Origin of the sequence: Enterobacter sp. FUJ80071 (assembly GCF_038739915.1) — a bacterium.
Lineage (GTDB): Bacteria > Pseudomonadota > Gammaproteobacteria > Enterobacterales > Enterobacteriaceae > Enterobacter > Enterobacter kobei.
Genome location: NZ_JBBXKH010000001.1, coordinates 753,426 through 770,298, shown reverse-complemented (window position 1 = coordinate 770,298; position 16,873 = coordinate 753,426). Strand labels below are relative to the sequence as shown.

14 protein-coding genes are annotated in these 16,873 nt (G+C 55.9%); all 14 read right to left on the bottom strand.

The features are described 5' to 3' along the window. Positions 1-8: 8 nt before the first annotated feature. Positions 9-512: a secA translation cis-regulator SecM gene (secM, locus tag AAER43_RS03625; protein ID WP_072093779.1), complete on the bottom strand. Its 504-nt coding sequence runs from the start codon at positions 510-512 to the stop codon at positions 9-11. Positions 513-791: 279 nt separating this feature from the next. Further along, a complete protein-coding gene (lpxC, locus tag AAER43_RS03620; RefSeq protein ID WP_014882548.1) occupies positions 792-1,709 on the bottom strand; it encodes a UDP-3-O-acyl-N-acetylglucosamine deacetylase in 918 nt (305 codons plus the stop codon). 101 nt (positions 1,710-1,810) lie between these two features. Then, complete coding sequence (ftsZ, locus tag AAER43_RS03615; RefSeq protein WP_008501978.1) at positions 1,811-2,962, bottom strand: cell division protein FtsZ; 1,152 nt, start codon at positions 2,960-2,962, stop codon at positions 1,811-1,813. Positions 2,963-3,025: 63 nt separating this feature from the next. Beyond that, positions 3,026-4,282 carry a cell division protein FtsA gene (gene ftsA, locus AAER43_RS03610; RefSeq protein ID WP_006173845.1) on the bottom strand — a complete coding sequence of 419 codons (1,257 nt, stop codon included), beginning with the start codon at positions 4,280-4,282 and terminating at the stop codon, positions 3,026-3,028. After that, positions 4,279-5,121: a cell division protein FtsQ gene (gene ftsQ / locus AAER43_RS03605; RefSeq protein ID WP_014882547.1), complete on the bottom strand. Its 843-nt coding sequence runs from the start codon at positions 5,119-5,121 to the stop codon at positions 4,279-4,281. Before ftsQ ends, ftsA begins: the two co-directional genes overlap by 4 nt. Position 5,122: 1 nt before the next feature. Continuing rightward, positions 5,123-6,043 carry a D-alanine--D-alanine ligase gene (locus AAER43_RS03600; protein WP_049010314.1) on the bottom strand — a complete coding sequence of 307 codons (921 nt, stop codon included), beginning with the start codon at positions 6,041-6,043 and terminating at the stop codon, positions 5,123-5,125. Further along, positions 6,036-7,511, bottom strand: coding sequence for a UDP-N-acetylmuramate--L-alanine ligase (murC, locus tag AAER43_RS03595; RefSeq protein ID WP_014882545.1), 1,476 nt, complete (start codon positions 7,509-7,511; stop codon positions 6,036-6,038). Before murC ends, AAER43_RS03600 begins: the two co-directional genes overlap by 8 nt. A 56-nt stretch (positions 7,512-7,567) precedes the next feature. Further along, positions 7,568-8,632, bottom strand: coding sequence for an undecaprenyldiphospho-muramoylpentapeptide beta-N-acetylglucosaminyltransferase (gene murG / locus AAER43_RS03590; RefSeq protein ID WP_014882544.1), 1,065 nt, complete (start codon positions 8,630-8,632; stop codon positions 7,568-7,570). Beyond that, on the bottom strand, positions 8,629-9,873 hold the full coding sequence (ftsW, locus tag AAER43_RS03585; protein WP_014882543.1) for a cell division protein FtsW: 1,245 nt from the start codon (positions 9,871-9,873) through the stop codon (positions 8,629-8,631). Before ftsW ends, murG begins: the two co-directional genes overlap by 4 nt. Beyond that, entirely contained in the window at positions 9,873-11,189 is a 1,317-nt protein-coding gene (gene murD / locus AAER43_RS03580; protein ID WP_045134571.1) for a UDP-N-acetylmuramoyl-L-alanine--D-glutamate ligase, read from the bottom strand. Before murD ends, ftsW begins: the two co-directional genes overlap by 1 nt. A 2-nt stretch (positions 11,190-11,191) precedes the next feature. Further along, the gene (gene mraY, locus AAER43_RS03575; RefSeq protein ID WP_008501985.1) at positions 11,192-12,274 is read right to left on the bottom strand and encodes a phospho-N-acetylmuramoyl-pentapeptide-transferase; all 1,083 of its coding nucleotides are present in this window, start codon (positions 12,272-12,274) and stop codon (positions 11,192-11,194) included. After that, a complete protein-coding gene (gene murF, locus AAER43_RS03570; RefSeq protein WP_045134570.1) occupies positions 12,268-13,626 on the bottom strand; it encodes a UDP-N-acetylmuramoyl-tripeptide--D-alanyl-D-alanine ligase in 1,359 nt (452 codons plus the stop codon). Before murF ends, mraY begins: the two co-directional genes overlap by 7 nt. Further along, positions 13,623-15,110 (bottom strand): UDP-N-acetylmuramoyl-L-alanyl-D-glutamate--2,6-diaminopimelate ligase, encoded by a 1,488-nt coding sequence (gene murE, locus AAER43_RS03565; protein WP_014882540.1) that lies wholly within the window; start codon positions 15,108-15,110, stop codon positions 13,623-13,625. Before murE ends, murF begins: the two co-directional genes overlap by 4 nt. Then, on the bottom strand, positions 15,097-16,863 hold the full coding sequence (locus AAER43_RS03560; RefSeq protein WP_057057762.1) for a peptidoglycan glycosyltransferase FtsI: 1,767 nt from the start codon (positions 16,861-16,863) through the stop codon (positions 15,097-15,099). The genes murE and AAER43_RS03560 overlap by 14 nt, the downstream gene beginning before the upstream one ends. Positions 16,864-16,873 lie beyond the last annotated feature (10 nt).

Genomic DNA, 16,873 nt, shown 5'->3' with positions numbered 1-16,873 from the left:
AAGTTAATTTAGCTGAGGCGTTGCGGCCCGGCGCGGATGCCGTGGGCCTGGCTAATCCAGGTTGATACAGAGAATGAGACTGGCGGAGTGAGCACAGTTTGCGCCGTCTGGCGAACCATGACCGGCGGCTGGCCGTCCTGCGTGAGCAACGCGTTGAGCGTATCCAGCAGGGCAAGGTGCTGTGCCTGTACCGGCAACGTCTCTTCGGCAACAGGCATTGTCTGCGGCGCCATCGCAAATGACAGATGACGAATGACCGTGCGGATAGCGTGCTGGTGCCAGTAATCAACGGAGAAATTCGGGCGACGACTGGCTTCAAGCCACGCGAGGTTAGTAAAGTTAACCCGCGTGTTGAGATCGTGCTTGGTTGTGGAGGTTTTCGCTGGCGTCGCGGCTTCGGCACTGTTGCTGAGCGCAGGCAAGCCGAAACTCGCCGCGACCATCCCCAATAAGAGATGCGGCCAGAAGTATCGTCTGCCAAATTGTCGCCAGCGCGTCAGTATTCCGCTCACTTGCTCCACCACATAAGCCCGCCAGTTACAGGCTAAATTCAGTTATTTTTTTTAAGCGCCCAGATATTACCACTAATGCCGCAACACAACAGCAGGAATGAGGCATCGTTGCAGGGAAAAACGGTCAAGAATGCAGCTAACGCACACATTTTCTGCGCAAGACAAACAAGAGAGAATGCTGAGGCAAACGAAGACGGGTAAAAATAAAAACGACTGGTCTTCCTGGTCGGAGAGAGTACCAGGTTAACCAGTCGATTTTTTACGAAACGGTGTGAACCGTTAAGCCAGAACCGTGCTTGGTGCTTTGAAGGCCAGCGGCAGTTCCGCTTCGTCTTCAAAGGTCACATATTCCCAGGCTTCCTGTTTTGCCAGGACTGCCTGCAACAGTTTGTTGTTCAGTGCATGACCGGATTTAAACGCGGTGAATGCACCAATGATGTTATGACCACACATAAACAGGTCGCCGATCGCATCCAGCATTTTGTGACGCACGAATTCGTCTTCAAAACGCAGGCCGTCTTCGTTCAGTACGCGATAATCGTCAACAACGATGGCACAATCGAAGCTGCCGCCCAGGCACAAGCCGCGGGACTGCAGATATTCGATATCACGCATGAAGCCAAACGTACGTGCGCGGCTAATCTGGCGCATAAACGCATCAGCAGAGAAGTTCATCGCATAGCGTTGGGTGCTGGCATCAATCGCCGGATGGTTAAAGTCGATGGTAAAGTCCAGCGAGAAACCATTGTACGGTTTGAATTCAGCCCACTTGTCGCCATCTTCGACACGAACGGTCTCTTTGATGCGAACAAATTTCTTCGCGCAGTTCAGTTCTTCGATGCCGGCATCCAGCAACAGATAAACGAACGGAGCAGCACTGCCATCCATAATCGGGATTTCTGGCGCATCGACTTCAACCATAATATTGTCGATACCCAGACCCGCCAGGGCGGCGTTCAAGTGCTCTACGGTAGAAATCCGCACGTCATGCTCGTTCACCAGACAAGTACAGAGCATAGTATCACGCACAGATTTGGCATCGGCCGGAAAATCTACCGGTGGATTCAAGTCGGTGCGACGATAGATGACCCCGGTATTGGCCGGCGCAGGGCGTAACGTCAGTGTGACTTTCTTGCCGGTATGTAAACCGACACCCGTCGCCTGAACGATACGTTTAAGTGTCCTTTGTTTGATCATCGTATAATCTCGCCAAATTAACTATCCAACCGAAAGTGTATATCACTAACGGTGGGCCAGTTTAGCACAAAGAGCGCAAATCCCCAAATTCCAGCCAATTCTTAGTCAGCTTGCTTACGCAGGAACGCCGGGATATCCAGATAATCTGGCTCTTTCGCCGTTTGCGGCGTAGGGTCGTTCACCACTTTTGCGGCCGGTTTCTGCTCTTGAGTCAGAGGAGACATACCGTGCTGCTGGTAACGATCCATTACCGGTTGCTGAGTCTGTTTGTTGGTCACCAGGGTGATCTCAGGACGCTTGTCCATACCGATACCGGTGGCAACAACAGTTACACGCAGCTCGTCGTTCATTTCCGGGTCGAGAGACGTACCAATTACCACGGTGGCATTGTCAGAGGCGAACGCACGGATAGTGTTACCCACGGTTTCGAACTCATCCAGACGCAGGTCAAAGCCAGCGGTAATGTTGACCAGCACGCCGCGCGCACCAGACAGGTCGATATCTTCCAGCAGTGGAGAAGAGATAGCCATTTCAGCCGCTTCTTCTGCACGGTCTTCACCGCTTGCCACGCCAGAGCCCATCATCGCATAGCCCATTTCGGACATCACGGTACGAACGTCTGCAAAGTCAACGTTCATCAGGCCAGGACGGGTAATCAGTTCGGCGATACCCTGAACCGCGCCTTTCAGTACGTCGTTTGCCGCGCCGAAGGCGTCCAGCAGGGAGATACCGCGACCCAGAACTTTCAACAGTTTGTCGTTCGGGATGGTGATCAGTGAGTCCACATGCTTGGACAGTTCGGTAATACCCTGCTCCGCGAAAGCCATACGCTTCTTGCCTTCAAAGTTGAAAGGCTTGGTCACGACAGCAACGGTCAGGATACCTAAATCTTTAGCGACTTCTGCGACAACAGGTGCTGCACCGGTACCCGTACCGCCGCCCATACCTGCTGCGATGAAGACCATGTCCGCACCTTCCAGTGCAGCACGCAGGGCTTCACGATCTTCTTCAGCCGCGTTGCGACCGACTTCCGGGTTTGCCCCAGCGCCCAGCCCTTTGGTGATGCCACCGCCGATCTGGATAGTCTGGCCAACTGCTGTTTTACGCAGTGCCTGCGCATCGGTGTTAACTGCAAAGAATTCAACACCTTCAATGCGTTCACGCACCATATGCTCTACGGCGTTACCGCCGCCACCACCGACGCCGATGACTTTAATCACCGCGTCGTTGGTCAGTTCCATAGGTTCAAACATAATTTCTCTCTCCGTTGTGCCTGTCGCCCGAGACCGTTAATTCTCTCCGGTCTCTTAAAAAAATTAAAACTCTTTTCGCAGCCAGTTGTTCAGTCGTTTGACCCACGACCCCACTGAAACGCGTTTTTCCACTTCTGCTTCACCACTGAGATGAGATTCCTTCCCGTAGTGGAGCAGGCCCACAGCCGTCGAATAGTACGGCTCCTGAGCATAATCCGTTAAACCGGTAATATTCAGCGGCGCACCAATACGCACCTGCGTATGGAACACGCGCTGAGCGCAGGCCGCAAGACCTTCAATTTGCGCTGCCCCGCCGGTTAATACAATCCCCGCCGCGAGATGATGTTTCACACCTTGCTGACGAAGCTGTTCCTGTAACTGTAAAATCTCTTCGTTGACTAGGTTGAGCAGCTCGGTATAACGCGGCTCAATCACCTCTGCCAGCGTCTGACGTTGCAGGCTACGCGGCGGACGACCGCCCACGCTCGGCACTTCAACGCTCTCATCTTTGCCAACAATTGAACCCAGCGCACAGCCGTGGCGCACTTTAATCGCTTCTGCATCGCTCGGTGGCGTACCAAAAGCGTATGCGATATCGCTGGTCACAACGTTCCCGGCATAAGGGATCACTTTGGTGTGGCGCAGCGCACCGCCTGTATAGACAGCCATGTCCATTGTACCACCACCAATATCGACCACACAGACACCGAGTTCACGTTCGTCTTCAGTCAGCACGGAATAACTTGCCGCCAGACCGGCGAAAATAAGTTGGTCAACTTTCAGGCCACAACGTTCAACGGCTTTTACAATGTTCTTCGCCATATCGTTGTGACATGTGATCAGGTGCACTTTTGCCTGCATACGCACGCCAGACAGACCGACCGGGTTTTTGATCCCTTCCTGATAGTCAATCGCATATTCCTGCGGGATCACGTGCAGTACACGATGTTCATCGCGCACGCGCACGGACTTCGCCGTATGCACCACGTTTTCAACGTCTTCCTGCGTCACTTCTTCTTCGGAAATCGGCACCATACCGATTTCGTTCTGGCAGCTGATGTGCTTGCCAGAAAGGGCCAGATAGACAGAAGAAATCTGGCAATCCGCCATTAATTCAGCCTGATCGATGGCGCGCTGCACGCATTTCACCACCGACTCAAGGTCATTTACCCCACCTTTATCCATACCACGGGACGGGCAACTGCCCACGCCAATGATATTGACCATACCGTCGGGCAGAACTTCCCCTACTAAAGCGGCAACCTTAGCGGTGCCAATCTCCAGTCCAACTACCAGTTTTCTGTCCGTCGCCTTGATCATTGTTGTTCTGCCTGTACCTGTGCCTGATTCTGTTGCTGATTAGGTTCCTCGACCGGAGCCGGCTCCCAACCGACTGCTGCGCCTGAGTCATAGCGCAAATCAACGTAGCTTATCCGTTTGCCGTCCGTCTGCGCCTGCTGCTGTAAAACCGGGTAAAGTTCTACAAAACGCGCCAGACGTTTCATTGTGTCGCCGCGCCCCAGGTTGAGCTTAATGCCGTTCGTCAACGTCAGCTGCCAGGAGCGGCGCGCCGTCATTGCAGCATCTTTTAACGTAAACCTGTCCTTCGCCAGCACCTGACCCATTTCACGAAAACCCTGCAAGACTTCGTTTTCGCTACCTTCAGGGCCATACAACATCGGTAAATTTTGCTTGTTGACACGATCGGATGGGACGCTGAAGGAATTTCCGTCTACGTCAACCATGTGCTGATCATTCCAACGCGCAATGGGCACATATTCAACCAGATGAATCTTCAATTCATCAGGCCATTGCTTTCTGACACTCGCCTGTTTTATCCAGGGCAGACGTTCAATCTGACTCTGAATAATATTGACGTCCTGAGTCATAAAGGTGCCGGGCGATCCCAGCGCCAGAATTGACTGGCGAATATCATCGTTACGCGTGTAGTGACGCTCGCCGGTCACCACCAGCTTTGACAGCGGCAACCGCTGCGCATCTTCCATCCAGCCCAGCACCATCCAGCCGCTGATAAACACGGTGCACAGCACCCCGAGCAAGAAAATAATCCCTGCAAGACGCGTTCCATTACTCCGGCGTGAAGAAGCATATTCTTCTTCGTCATCGCGGTTGCGCGTGTTCAATGCAGCCTGAGACATATCAGCCCGCCTGGTCCAGAATACGTACGACTAACTGAGAGAAGCTCATTCCTGCCTGACGCGCAGCCATCGGCACAAGGCTATGGCTGGTCATTCCCGGAGAGGTATTGGCTTCCAGCAGGTAAAATTGCCCGTCACTGTCCTGCATCACATCAATGCGTCCCCAGCCGCGACACCCGAGAATATTCCAGGCTTTAAGCACCAGGGACTGTAAATCCGCTTCACGCTCAGCTTCCAGACCACAAGGGCAGAAATATTGCGTCTCATCAGAGAGATACTTCGCCTCATAATCATAGAAGACTCCGGCGGGTTGGATGCGAATTGACGGTAAAATTTCTTCACCAAGCATGGCGACGGTAAATTCCGGCCCGCTGAGCCATTTTTCAATCAGAACTTCTTCATCGTGTTGAAATGCCAAAGCTAAAGCCGACGCTAAATCTTCAGCTTTATCGACTTTTGACATTCCTACGCTCGACCCTTCCCGGCTCGGCTTTACAATAACCGGTAAGCCCAGTGCCGCAATGCGTGTATTAACGCTGTCAGACAGGCCCAATTCAAATTCGCGACGCGTCAGCGCCACCCACGGTGCAACCGGTAGCCCCGCGCCCTGCCACAGTAACTTACTGCGCAGTTTATCCATAGAGATGGCAGACGCCATCACGCCGCTGCCGGTGTACGGCATGTCGATCAACTCCAGAAGCCCCTGCAGGGTTCCGTCTTCTCCGCCACGGCCATGTAATGCGATAAAGACTTTATCGAAGCCCATTGCTTTTAACTGCGTCACGTCGACCTCTTTTGGATCGACCAGGTGCGCATTGACGCCCCCTTCACGCAGACCCGCCAGTACGGCAGCGCCGGAATTCAGAGAAACCTCGCGCTCGGCGGACGTGCCGCCAGACAGGACAGCAATCTTATCAGCCATGATGCTCATCCTCCTGAGTTTGCGGCTTCAGTTTGATTTCAGCTAAGGTACGGGCGATTTTGCCGATATTTCCCGCACCCTGGATCAGAATCAGATCGTTACCGGTCAGCACAGGTGCCAGAATTTCCGCCACCTGTACCGGGTCAGAAACCAAAATAGGGTCAACTTTACCGCGTCCGCGAATCGTGCGACACAAAGAACGACTGTCAGCCCCCGGAATCGGAGTTTCGCCTGCTGCATAAACATCCAGCATCAGCAGCGTATCCACCTGTGACAGTACGCTGGCGAAATCGTCATACAGATCGCGGGTGCGCGTATAGCGGTGCGGCTGGAAGATCATGACAAGATTTTTTTCAGGCCAGCCAGCGCGTGCAGCTTTGATGGTCGCGTCCACTTCGGTTGGATGGTGGCCGTAGTCATCCACCAGCATAGCGGTGCCGGCTTTACCGTTTACTGCCTCCAGCGGGAATTCACCGAGGAAATCGAAACGACGTCCAGTGCCCTGGAAGCTTTCCAGGGCGCGCAGGATCGCTTCATCATCGATGCCTTCTTCTGTCGCCACCGCCACCGCCGCTGCGGCGTTGAGGGCGTTATGACGCCCTGGCGCATTCAGCGTAACGTGCAGCAGCTCTTTGTCCTGACGCGCCAGCGTGAAGTGCCCCTGCGCACCAACCTGTTTGTACTCTTCCACGCGAACGTCAGCATCCTCACTGAAGCCGTAAGTGGTGATTTGACGCCCCACTCGCGGCAGCAGTTCGCGGATGACCGGGTCATCCACACACATCACCGCGCGGCCATAAAACGGCAGGTTGTGAAGGAAGTTGATAAAGGTCTGCTTTAAATTCTCAAAGTCGCCCTGGTAGGTATCCATATGGTCGGCTTCGATATTGGTGACAATCGCCACCATCGGCTGCAGATGCAGGAACGACGCATCGCTCTCATCTGCTTCCGCAATCAGGTAACGGCTGTGACCCAGACGCGCGTGCACGCCTGCGGCTTTGACCAGACCGCCATTGACGAACGTCGGGTCGAGACCCGCTTCGGCATAAATACTGGAAACCATCGCAGTGGTCGTGGTTTTACCGTGGGTCCCGGCAATCGCGATGCCGTGACGAAAACGCATCAGTTCCGCCAACATTTCAGCACGGCGGATCACCGGAATGCGCGCTTCATGCGCGGCAACGATTTCCGGGTTGTCAGAGGAGATAGCGCTCGATACCACCACCACGCTTGCATCGCGCACGTTTTCAGGGCGATGGTTGAAATAGATAGTCGCCCCAAGCGACGCCAGTTGCTGCGTAACAGGGTTTGGCGCCAGGTCAGACCCGCTGATCTGATAACCTTCGTTAGCTAACACTTCGGCAATACCGCCCATGCCAGCACCACCGATGCCAACAAAGTGAATGTGCCGGACGCGACGCATCTCGGGCACGATTGAACGCAGTTTTGCCAGTTGTTGTGTATTCATTCTCTAAACGCCATCGACTACTTAAAATTCGTGCAGCGCAACACGCGCTGCGAGGGTTAAGCCTGGGCTGCCAGGCTCACTTCTTTTGCCACCCGTTCAGTCGCATCCGGGATTGCCACCGCGCGCGCGCGTTGTGCCATCTCCAGCAATGCATCTCTGTTCCAGCCCGCCAGGGTAGTGGCGACCGCGTCGGCGGTAAATTGTGGCTGTTCAAATATCTTCGCCGCACCGGCTTTCTCAAGCGGCAGCGCGTTCCAGTACTGCTGTCGGTCTTTGTGCTGGAACGGGACAAACACCGCGGGCAAACCGGCGGCAGCGATTTCGCTTACCGTCAGTGCGCCAGAGCGGCAAACCACGACATCGGCCCAGGCATAGGCTGCAGCCATATCGTCAATAAATTCGGTCACTTTGTGCTGCGGCTGGCCTTCAGCGGCGTAAGCCTGCTCAACGGTCTGTTGCGCGCCTTTCCCGCTTTGATGCCAAATGGTCACGGCATCACCCAGCTTTGCAGCCACCTGCGGCATCGTCTGGTTTAAAATGCGTGCCCCTTGAGAGCCGCCCACAACCAGAACGCGTACCGGTCCTTCACGCCCCGTCAGGCGGGTGTCCGGCAGCGGCAGCGCCAGCACATCCACACGCACCGGGTTACCCACCACGTCCGCTTTCGGGAACGCACCGGGAAACGCCTGCATAACTTTGGTGGCGATTTTCGCCAGCCACTTGTTGGTCAGACCGGCAATACCGTTCTGCTCATGCAGTACGACGGGAATACCTAGTGACCACGCAGCCAACCCGCCTGGGCCAGAGACGTAGCCACCCATGCCCAGTACCACATCAGGCTTAAAACGCTTCATGATGGTGCGTGCCTGACGCCAGGCGTTAAAAATACGCACCGGAGACAACAGTAGCGCCTTAAGACCTTTGCCACGAAGGCCGGAAATACGAATAAAGTCGATCTCAATACCGTGCTTCGGTACCAGGTCGGCTTCCATGCGGTCTGCGGTTCCCAGCCAGCGTACCTGCCAGCCCTGCTCCATTAAATGGTGCGCAACCGCCAGCCCCGGGAACACATGTCCGCCGGTACCGCCTGCCATCACCATTAACCGCTTCGGTTGATTCATCGTGAACCTCGTGTAAACGCCTGGGCTTTCTCCAGACGCGTCTCATAATCTATGCGTAACAAAAACATAATGGCCGTCGACATGATCAACAGGCTCGAACCACCATAACTGATCAACGGCAACGTCAGACCTTTGGTCGGCAGCATACCCGCTGCGGCGCCGACGTTAACCAGTGCCTGGAAGCTAAACCAGATCCCAATTGAACAGGCTAAGAAACCTGAGAAGCGGTGATCGATCTCCAGCGCTTTTCGGCCAATCGACATGGCGCGGAAAGCGACGAAGAATACCATTAATAGCGCCAATACCACACCGATATAACCCAGTTCTTCCCCAATAATGGAGAAGATGAAGTCAGTGTGCGCTTCCGGTAAATACTCCAGTTTCTGTACCGAGTTACCCAGCCCTTGCCCCCAAACCTCACCGCGACCAAACGCCATCAGCGACTGCGTCAGCTGATAACCACTGCCGAACGGATCTTCCCATGGGTTCCAGAACGAGGTCACACGGCGGATACGGTAAGGCTCGGCGAGGATCAGCAGCACTACCGCTGAAATCCCCATTCCGATGATGGCGATGAACTGCCACAGCTTGGCCCCTGCCAGGAAAAGCATCGCCAGCGTCGTGACAAACAGCACCACCACGGTACCGAGGTCAGGCTGCGCCAGCAGCAGGATCGCGAGCACCAGAATTACGCCCATCGGTTTTAAGAAGCCGCGAAGGTTATTACGCACTTCGTCGACCTTACGCACCAGGTAGTTCGCCAGGTAGCAGAACAGCGAAAGCTTGGTGAATTCGGCCGGCTGAATACGCAGCGGGCCAAACGCAATCCAGCGCGATGCCCCGTTAACGGAGCTCCCGACAACCAGTACGATCAGCAGCATGATAATTGACGCAATCAGCATCGCCGTACTGTGCCGCTGCCAGAATGCCATCGGCAGACGAAGCGTCACCAGCGCCAGACAGAACGCCAGAATGATGTACAGCCCGTCACGCTTGGCGAACAGGAAAGGATCGTTAGCCAGACGCTGTCCGACGGGCATCGAGGCCGAGGTCACCATGATAAAGCCGATCGCCGCCAGCCCCAGCGTAAGCCAGAACAGGGTGCGGTCGTACATAATCAGGCTATCGGAGTCTTTTTCCCGCGAAGCCATCACCCAGCCTTTAAGTGCCGCAAACAGCCACACCAGAATTCCAAATCCTGGCAGGCGCGGCATTTTCAGGCGAGGGAGAGATAAACGCATCAGCCTAACTCCTTCGCCAGGCGAGTAAAGATATCGCCACGCTGTTCGAAATTCTTAAACTGATCGAGACTCGCGCACGCTGGAGAGAGCAGCACCATATCCCCCGGCTTCACGCGCGGGGCGATCAGCCGCATCGCCTGTTCCATCGTTTCAGTTTGCTCGGCAATCTCCGGGCGTAATTCAGCCAGCTCGCTGCCGTCACGACCGAAACAGTACAGGCGGATGTTATCGCCTGAAAGATACGGCTTCAGGGTGGAGAAATCAGCGGATTTGCCGTCACCGCCCAACAGCAGATGCAGGGTACCGTCAACATGCAGACCGTTCAGCGCGGCCTCCGTACTTCCCACGTTGGTGGCTTTGGAGTCGTTAATCCAGCGCACGCCGTTGTGCTCCAGCGCCAGCTGGAAACGGTGCGCCAGACCGGAAAACGTGGTTAACGCTTTCAGGCTGGAAGAGCGCGGCAGGCCAACAGCATCCGCCAGCGCCAGTGCTGCCAGAGCATTTGTGTAGTTATGCTGGCCGGAGAGCTTCATCTCTTTCACGTTCAGCACTTTCTCACCTTTCACGCGCAGCCAGGTTTCACCCAACTGACGGTTCAGATGATAATCCCCCATGGTGATACCGAAGCTAATGCAGCGATCGTCCGCGCCGCGCACCGGCATGGTCAGCGCATCATCGGCGTTAACCACGCAGACTTTGGCATTTTCATACACGCGCAGCTTGGCGGCGCGGTACTGCTGAAGACCAAATGGGTACCTGTCCATATGATCTTCGGTCACGTTAAGGATCGTCGCGGCAGCTGCGCGCAGGCTGGAGGTGGTTTCCAGCTGGAAGCTGGAAAGCTCAAGGACATACAGCTCGCAGCCTTTGTCCAGCAGCATCAGTGCGGGCAGACCGATATTACCGCCCACGCCGACGTTCATGCCTGCGGCTTTCGCCATTTCGCCCACCAGAGTGGTGACGGTGCTTTTACCATTAGAACCGGTAATCGCAATAACGGGCGCCTGCACTTCACGGCAGAACAGCTCGATATCACCGACAATCTCCACCCCCGCATCAGCCGCAGCGCTGAGTGAAGGGTGCGCCAGCGCCATCCCCGGGCTGGCGACAATCAGATCGGCGGCCAGCAGCCAGTCATCATTCAGACCACCAAGGTGGCGTTCAACCTGTTCCGGCAGCTTGTCCAGACCCGGCGGAGAGACACGCGTATCCATCACGCGCGGCGTCACGCCACGCGCAAGGAAAAAGTCCACGCAGGAAAGGCCGGTAAGGCCCAACCCGATGATAACGACTTTTTTGCCCTGGTAATCTGCCATGATTAACGTACCTTCAGCGTTGCCAGGCCAATTAGCACCAGCATCAGCGAAATAATCCAGAAGCGCACAATCACGCGCGGCTCCGGCCAGCCTTTCAGTTCATAGTGGTGATGAATCGGCGCCATACGGAAGATGCGCTGACCGCGCAGCTTGAAGGAGCCGACCTGCAAAATCACCGACAGGGTCTCGACCACAAACACACCGCCCATGATCACCAGCAGGAACTCCTGACGCAGCAGCACGGCGATGATGCCCAGTGCGCCGCCCAGCGCCAGAGAACCGACGTCGCCCATAAAGACCTGCGCCGGATAGGTGTTGAACCACAGGAAGCCCAGCCCCGCGCCGACAATCGCCGTACAGACGATCACCAGCTCACCCGCGTGTCGCAGATAAGGGATGTGCAGGTAGTTAGCAAAGTTCATGTTACCGGTCGCCCACGCCACCAGTGCAAAACCGGCCGCCACAAAGACGGTTGGCATAATGGCCAGACCATCCAGGCCATCGGTCAGGTTGACGGCGTTGCCGGTGCCGACGATCACAAAGTAGGCCAGCAGGATATAGAACAGCCCCAGCTGCGGCATGACGTCTTTAAAGAACGGCACCACCAGCTCGGTCGCGGGCGTGTCTTTTCCTGCCAGATAGAGCGCGAAGGCCACACCAAGCGCGATCACCGACATCCAGAAGTACTTCCAGCGGGCAATCAGGCCTTTAGTATCTTTGCGAACGACTTTGCGGTAATCATCCACAAAACCAATGATCCCATAGCCCACCAGCACGGTAAGCACGCACCAGACGTATGGGTTAGACGGATACGCCCACAGCAGCACGGAGACAACGATTGCAGTCAGGATCATAATCCCGCCCATGGTCGGCGTACCGCGTTTACTGAAGTGCGACTCAGGACCGTCGTTACGCACCACCTGGCCGAAAGAGAGTTTTTGCAGACGGGCAATCATGCGCGGGCCCATCCACAATGAGATGAACAGCGCAGTCAGCAGGCTGACGATGGCACGAAACGTCAGATAGGAAAAGACGTTAAAGCCTGAATAATATTTGACCAAATGTTCGGCCAGCCAAACTAACATGTCCCGTTCTCCTGTAATGCGTGCACAACCTCTTCCATGGCGGCACTACGTGAACCTTTCACTAACACAGTCACAATTTGTTTTTCTGTAATCAACGCCTTCAGGCGCTCAATCAACGCAGCTTTATCGGCAAAATGTTCGCCAACGCCGCTGGCACGGCTAATCGCCTCGCTCAGTTTTCCTGCGCTCAGCACACAGTCCAGCCCTGACGCTTTCGCCGCTTCCCCGACCTGGATATGACAGGCTTCGCTTTCGTCGCCCAGCTCGGCCATATCGCCAACCACCATGACGCGGTAGCCCGGCATTTCAGATAACACCTGCACCGCCGCCGTCATTGAGCCAACGTTCGCGTTATAAGAGTCATCCAGCAGCAGCTTGTTTTCCGCAAGCGGGATCGGGAACAGGCGTCCCGGCACGGCTTTTAACGTTGCCAGCCCGGTTTTAATCGCCTCATGCGACGCGCCCACGGCCGTCGACAACGCCGCAGCCGCAAGCGCATTGGCGATGTTATGGCGACCCGGCAGCGGTAACAGCACGTCTACGTCACCCGTTGGGGTCGTGAGCGTGAACTCTGTACCGTGCGACGTCACATGAATATTGGTCGCGGTAAAATCACTGTTGGCCGCATTCGGCGAGAAGCGCCAGGTTTTACGCGAGCCAATGATGTTCTGCCAGTTCAGCCAGTCGTTGTTGTCGGCATTGAGAATGGCAATACCGTCAGCGGGCAGACCGGTGTAGATCTCGCCTTTCGCTTTCGCCACGCCTTCCAGCGAGCCAAAGCCTTCCAGATGTGCCGCCGCCAGGTTATTCACCAGCGCCGCTTCCGGGCGCGTCAGGCTCACGGTCCAGGCGATTTCCCCCTGGTGGTTTGCCCCTAGCTCGATCACCGCAAATTCGTGCTCGTTGGTCAGGCGAAGTAATGTCATCGGCACGCCGATGTCATTATTGAGGTTGCCCGCGGTATAAAGTGTATTGCCGCACTGGCTGAGGATCGCCGCCGTCATCTCTTTCACTGACGTTTTGCCTGATGATCCGGTTAGCGCGACAACACGAGCTGGCACCTGCTGACGAACCCAGGCGGCCAGTTCACCGAAGGCGAGACGCGTATCTTTCACTACAATTTGCGGCAGTTCGATATCGAGTTTACGGCTGACCAGCAGCGCGCCTGCGCCGTTTTCTTTAGCCTGCCCGGCAAAATCATGCGCGTCAAAACGCTCGCCTTTCAGCGCCACAAACAGACAACCCGCGGTCACTTTGCGGGTGTCGGTGGTTACCGCGTCAATGGTCAGATCTGGACCCAACAGTTCGCCGTGCAGTACCGCAGCGGCCCGGCTTAAGGTGATGCTAATCATGCGACGACTCCCAGCAGACGCGCTGCCGTTACGCGGTCGGAGTAGTCCAGACGACGATTGCCAACAATCTGATAATCTTCGTGGCCTTTACCTGCCAGCAGAACCACATCATTTTCTTTGGCCTGCATGATGGTGTTGGTCACGGCTTCCGCACGGCCCTCCACCACGCGGGCGCGACCGGCGTCCAGCATGCCCGCCAGAATGTCGTTGATGATGGCGCGCGGCTCTTCCGTACGCGGGTTGTCATCGGTTACTACCGGAATATCCGCGAACTGTTCCGCAATGGCGCCCATCAGTGGACGTTTGCCTTTATCGCGATCGCCGCCGCAGCCAAAGACGCACCACAGTTTACCGGTACAGTGCAGGCGGGCCGCTTCCAGCGCTTTTTCCAGCGCATCCGGCGTGTGGGCATAATCGACAACCACGGTCGGTTTGCCCGGCGCGCTAAACACTTCCATACGACCGCAAACAGGCTGCAGACGTGCCGAGGTCTTCAGCAGTTCAGCCATTGGGTAGCCCAGCGCCAGCAGCGTCGCCAGCGCCAGCAGCAGATTGCTGACGTTAAATGCGCCCATCAGGCGACTTTCAATTTCACCTTCGCCCCATGAAGAGGCAAAGCGGATCGTCGCCCCGCTGTCGTGATAGTTAACGTCAACGGCCTTCAGCCAGCGGCCGTGGCAGTTGGGATTGATATGGTCTTCCATCGACACCGCAACCGCGTCTGGCAGCTTCGCAAGCCAGCGGCGACCGACTTCATCATCGGCGTTGATGATGGCTTGTCCGTAATGGTGAGTAGAGAACAGCAGCCATTTCGCGGCCTCGTAATGCTCCATATCACCATGATAATCAAGATGATCGCGACTCAGGTTGGTAAACACAGAGGCGGCAAACTTCAGCGCCGCAACGCGATGCTGTACCAGACCGTGCGAAGAAACTTCCATCGCAGCAAAGGTTGCCCCCTGCCCTGCCAGACCGGCAAGAACATGCTGTACGTCAACTGCCGAGCCGGTGGTGTTTTCCGTTGGGCTGACTTTGCCCAGCAGGCCGTTACCCACGGTGCCCATTACCGCGCCGGTTTCACCCAGCAACTGGGCCCATTGCGCCATCAGCTGCGTGGTGGTGGTTTTTCCGTTCGTGCCCGTCACGCCAACCAGACGCAGTTGGTCGGAAGGTTCGTGATAAAAACGTCCTGCCAGAGCAGAAAGACGTTCATTCAACTGACTGAGATAGATAACCGGTACACCGTGCATTTCACGGATCTCACCGTCGGTTGCCTCATCTTTGGCCTCAGCAATAATGGCAGCAACACCTTGCGCAATCGCCTGCGGGATATAACGACGCCCGTCCGCCTGATGACCGACCACCGCCACAAAAAGATCGCCAGAAGCCGCAACGCGGCTGTCCAGTACCATCTCTCGCAGTGCTCGCTCCGGTGCATTTGGCACCCACGGAGCGAGAAGGTCGCGCAAATTACGATCTGCCACCTGTACCCTCGCCTTGATTAATTACAAATTCACTTTTTTCGCCCGTCGCCAGCGCATCCGGTTCAATGTTCATGGTACGTAACACGCCGCCCATGATAGCTCCGAACACAGGCGCGGAGACGGCGCCGCCGTAGTATTTACCCGCCTGCGGATCGTTTATGACGACCACCAGCGCAAAACGCGGATTGCTTGCAGGCGCTACGCCTGCGGTATAGGCAATGTATTTGTTGATGTAGCGGCCGTCTGGCCCCACCTTTTTCGCTGTACCGGTTTTAATGGCAATGCGATAGCCTTTGATCGCCGCCTTCACGCCGCCGCCGCCGGGCAGCGCCACGCTTTCCATCATGTGCACAACGGTACGAACGATGGATTCCGGGAAGATACGCTCGCCCGGAACCGGTGGATCAACTTTGGTAATCGACAGCGGGCGATAGACGCCATAGCTGCCAATCGTCGCGTAGACTCGCGCTAACTGTAACGGAGTTACCATTAGCCCATAGCCGAAAGAGAAGGTGGCCCTCTCTATGTCAGACCACCGTTGTTTTTGAGGATATAAGCCACTGCGTTCTCCGACCAACCCCAAATTGGTCGCCTTTCCCAGTCCAAAACGTGAGTAAGTCTCTACTAACGCTGAGGACGGCATCGCTAACGCCAGCTTTGAAACACCGACGTTACTCGACTTCTGTAACACCCCGGTCAGGGTCAATTCGCTGTAGCGCGCCACGTCTTTAATCTCGTGGCCGTTGATACGGTAAGGGATCGTGTTCAGAACCGTGTTTTCATTGACGATGCCGCGCTGAAGCGCCGTCATCACCACCATCGGTTTCACCGTGGAGCCAGGTTCGAACACGTCGGTAATTGCCCGGTTACGCATCGCATCTTTTGCGGTACCGGTAAAGTTATTCGGGTTGTAGGACGGACTGTTAGCCATCGCCAGCACTTCGCCGGTGCTGACATCAACCAGCACGGCACTGCCAGACTCCGCTTTGTTGAACGCTACGGCGTTGTTCAGCTCGCGATAAACCAGCGCCTGCAAGCGCTCGTCGATACTCAGTGCCAGGTTGTGTGCCGCCTGGCTGTCCGTAGAGGAAATATCTTCGATGACGCGCCCATAGCGGTCTTTACGCACAATGCGCTCGCCCGACTGGCCGGTGAGCCACTTATCGAAGCTTTTTTCAACGCCCTCAATCCCCTGGCTATCGACGTTAGTGAAGCCGATGAGGTGAGCGGTTACTTCGCCGGACGGATAATAACGACGGGATTCCTCACGCAGATGAATGCCCGGCAGCTTCAGTTTACGAATGTAGTCCGCCATGTCAGGGTTAACCTGACGCGCCAGATAGATAAAACGCCCTTTCGGGTTGGCGTTAACGCGGGAAGCCAGCTGATCCAGCGGCATTTTCAGGGCATCTGACAGCGCTTTCCAGCGGTTGTCCAGCGTAATGCCACCGGCGTCGTGCAGCTCTTTCGGGTCGGCCCAAATCGCTTTTACCGGCACACTCACGGCCAGCGGGCGACCAGAACGGTCAGTGATCATCCCACGTGATGTTGACACTTCCTGCACACGCAGAGAGCGCATATCCCCCTGACGTACCAGCATGTCAGGGGCGATGATTTGCAACCACGCCACACGTCCCAGCAGGAAACCCAGCGCCAGTAAAATGCAGCCGCAAAGCAACGCAAAACGCCAACTGACAAAGTTGGCCTGTTCTTCCTGACGTTTTGGTTTTAGCGTTTTTGCCGCTGCTTTCATGCGTCGCGTT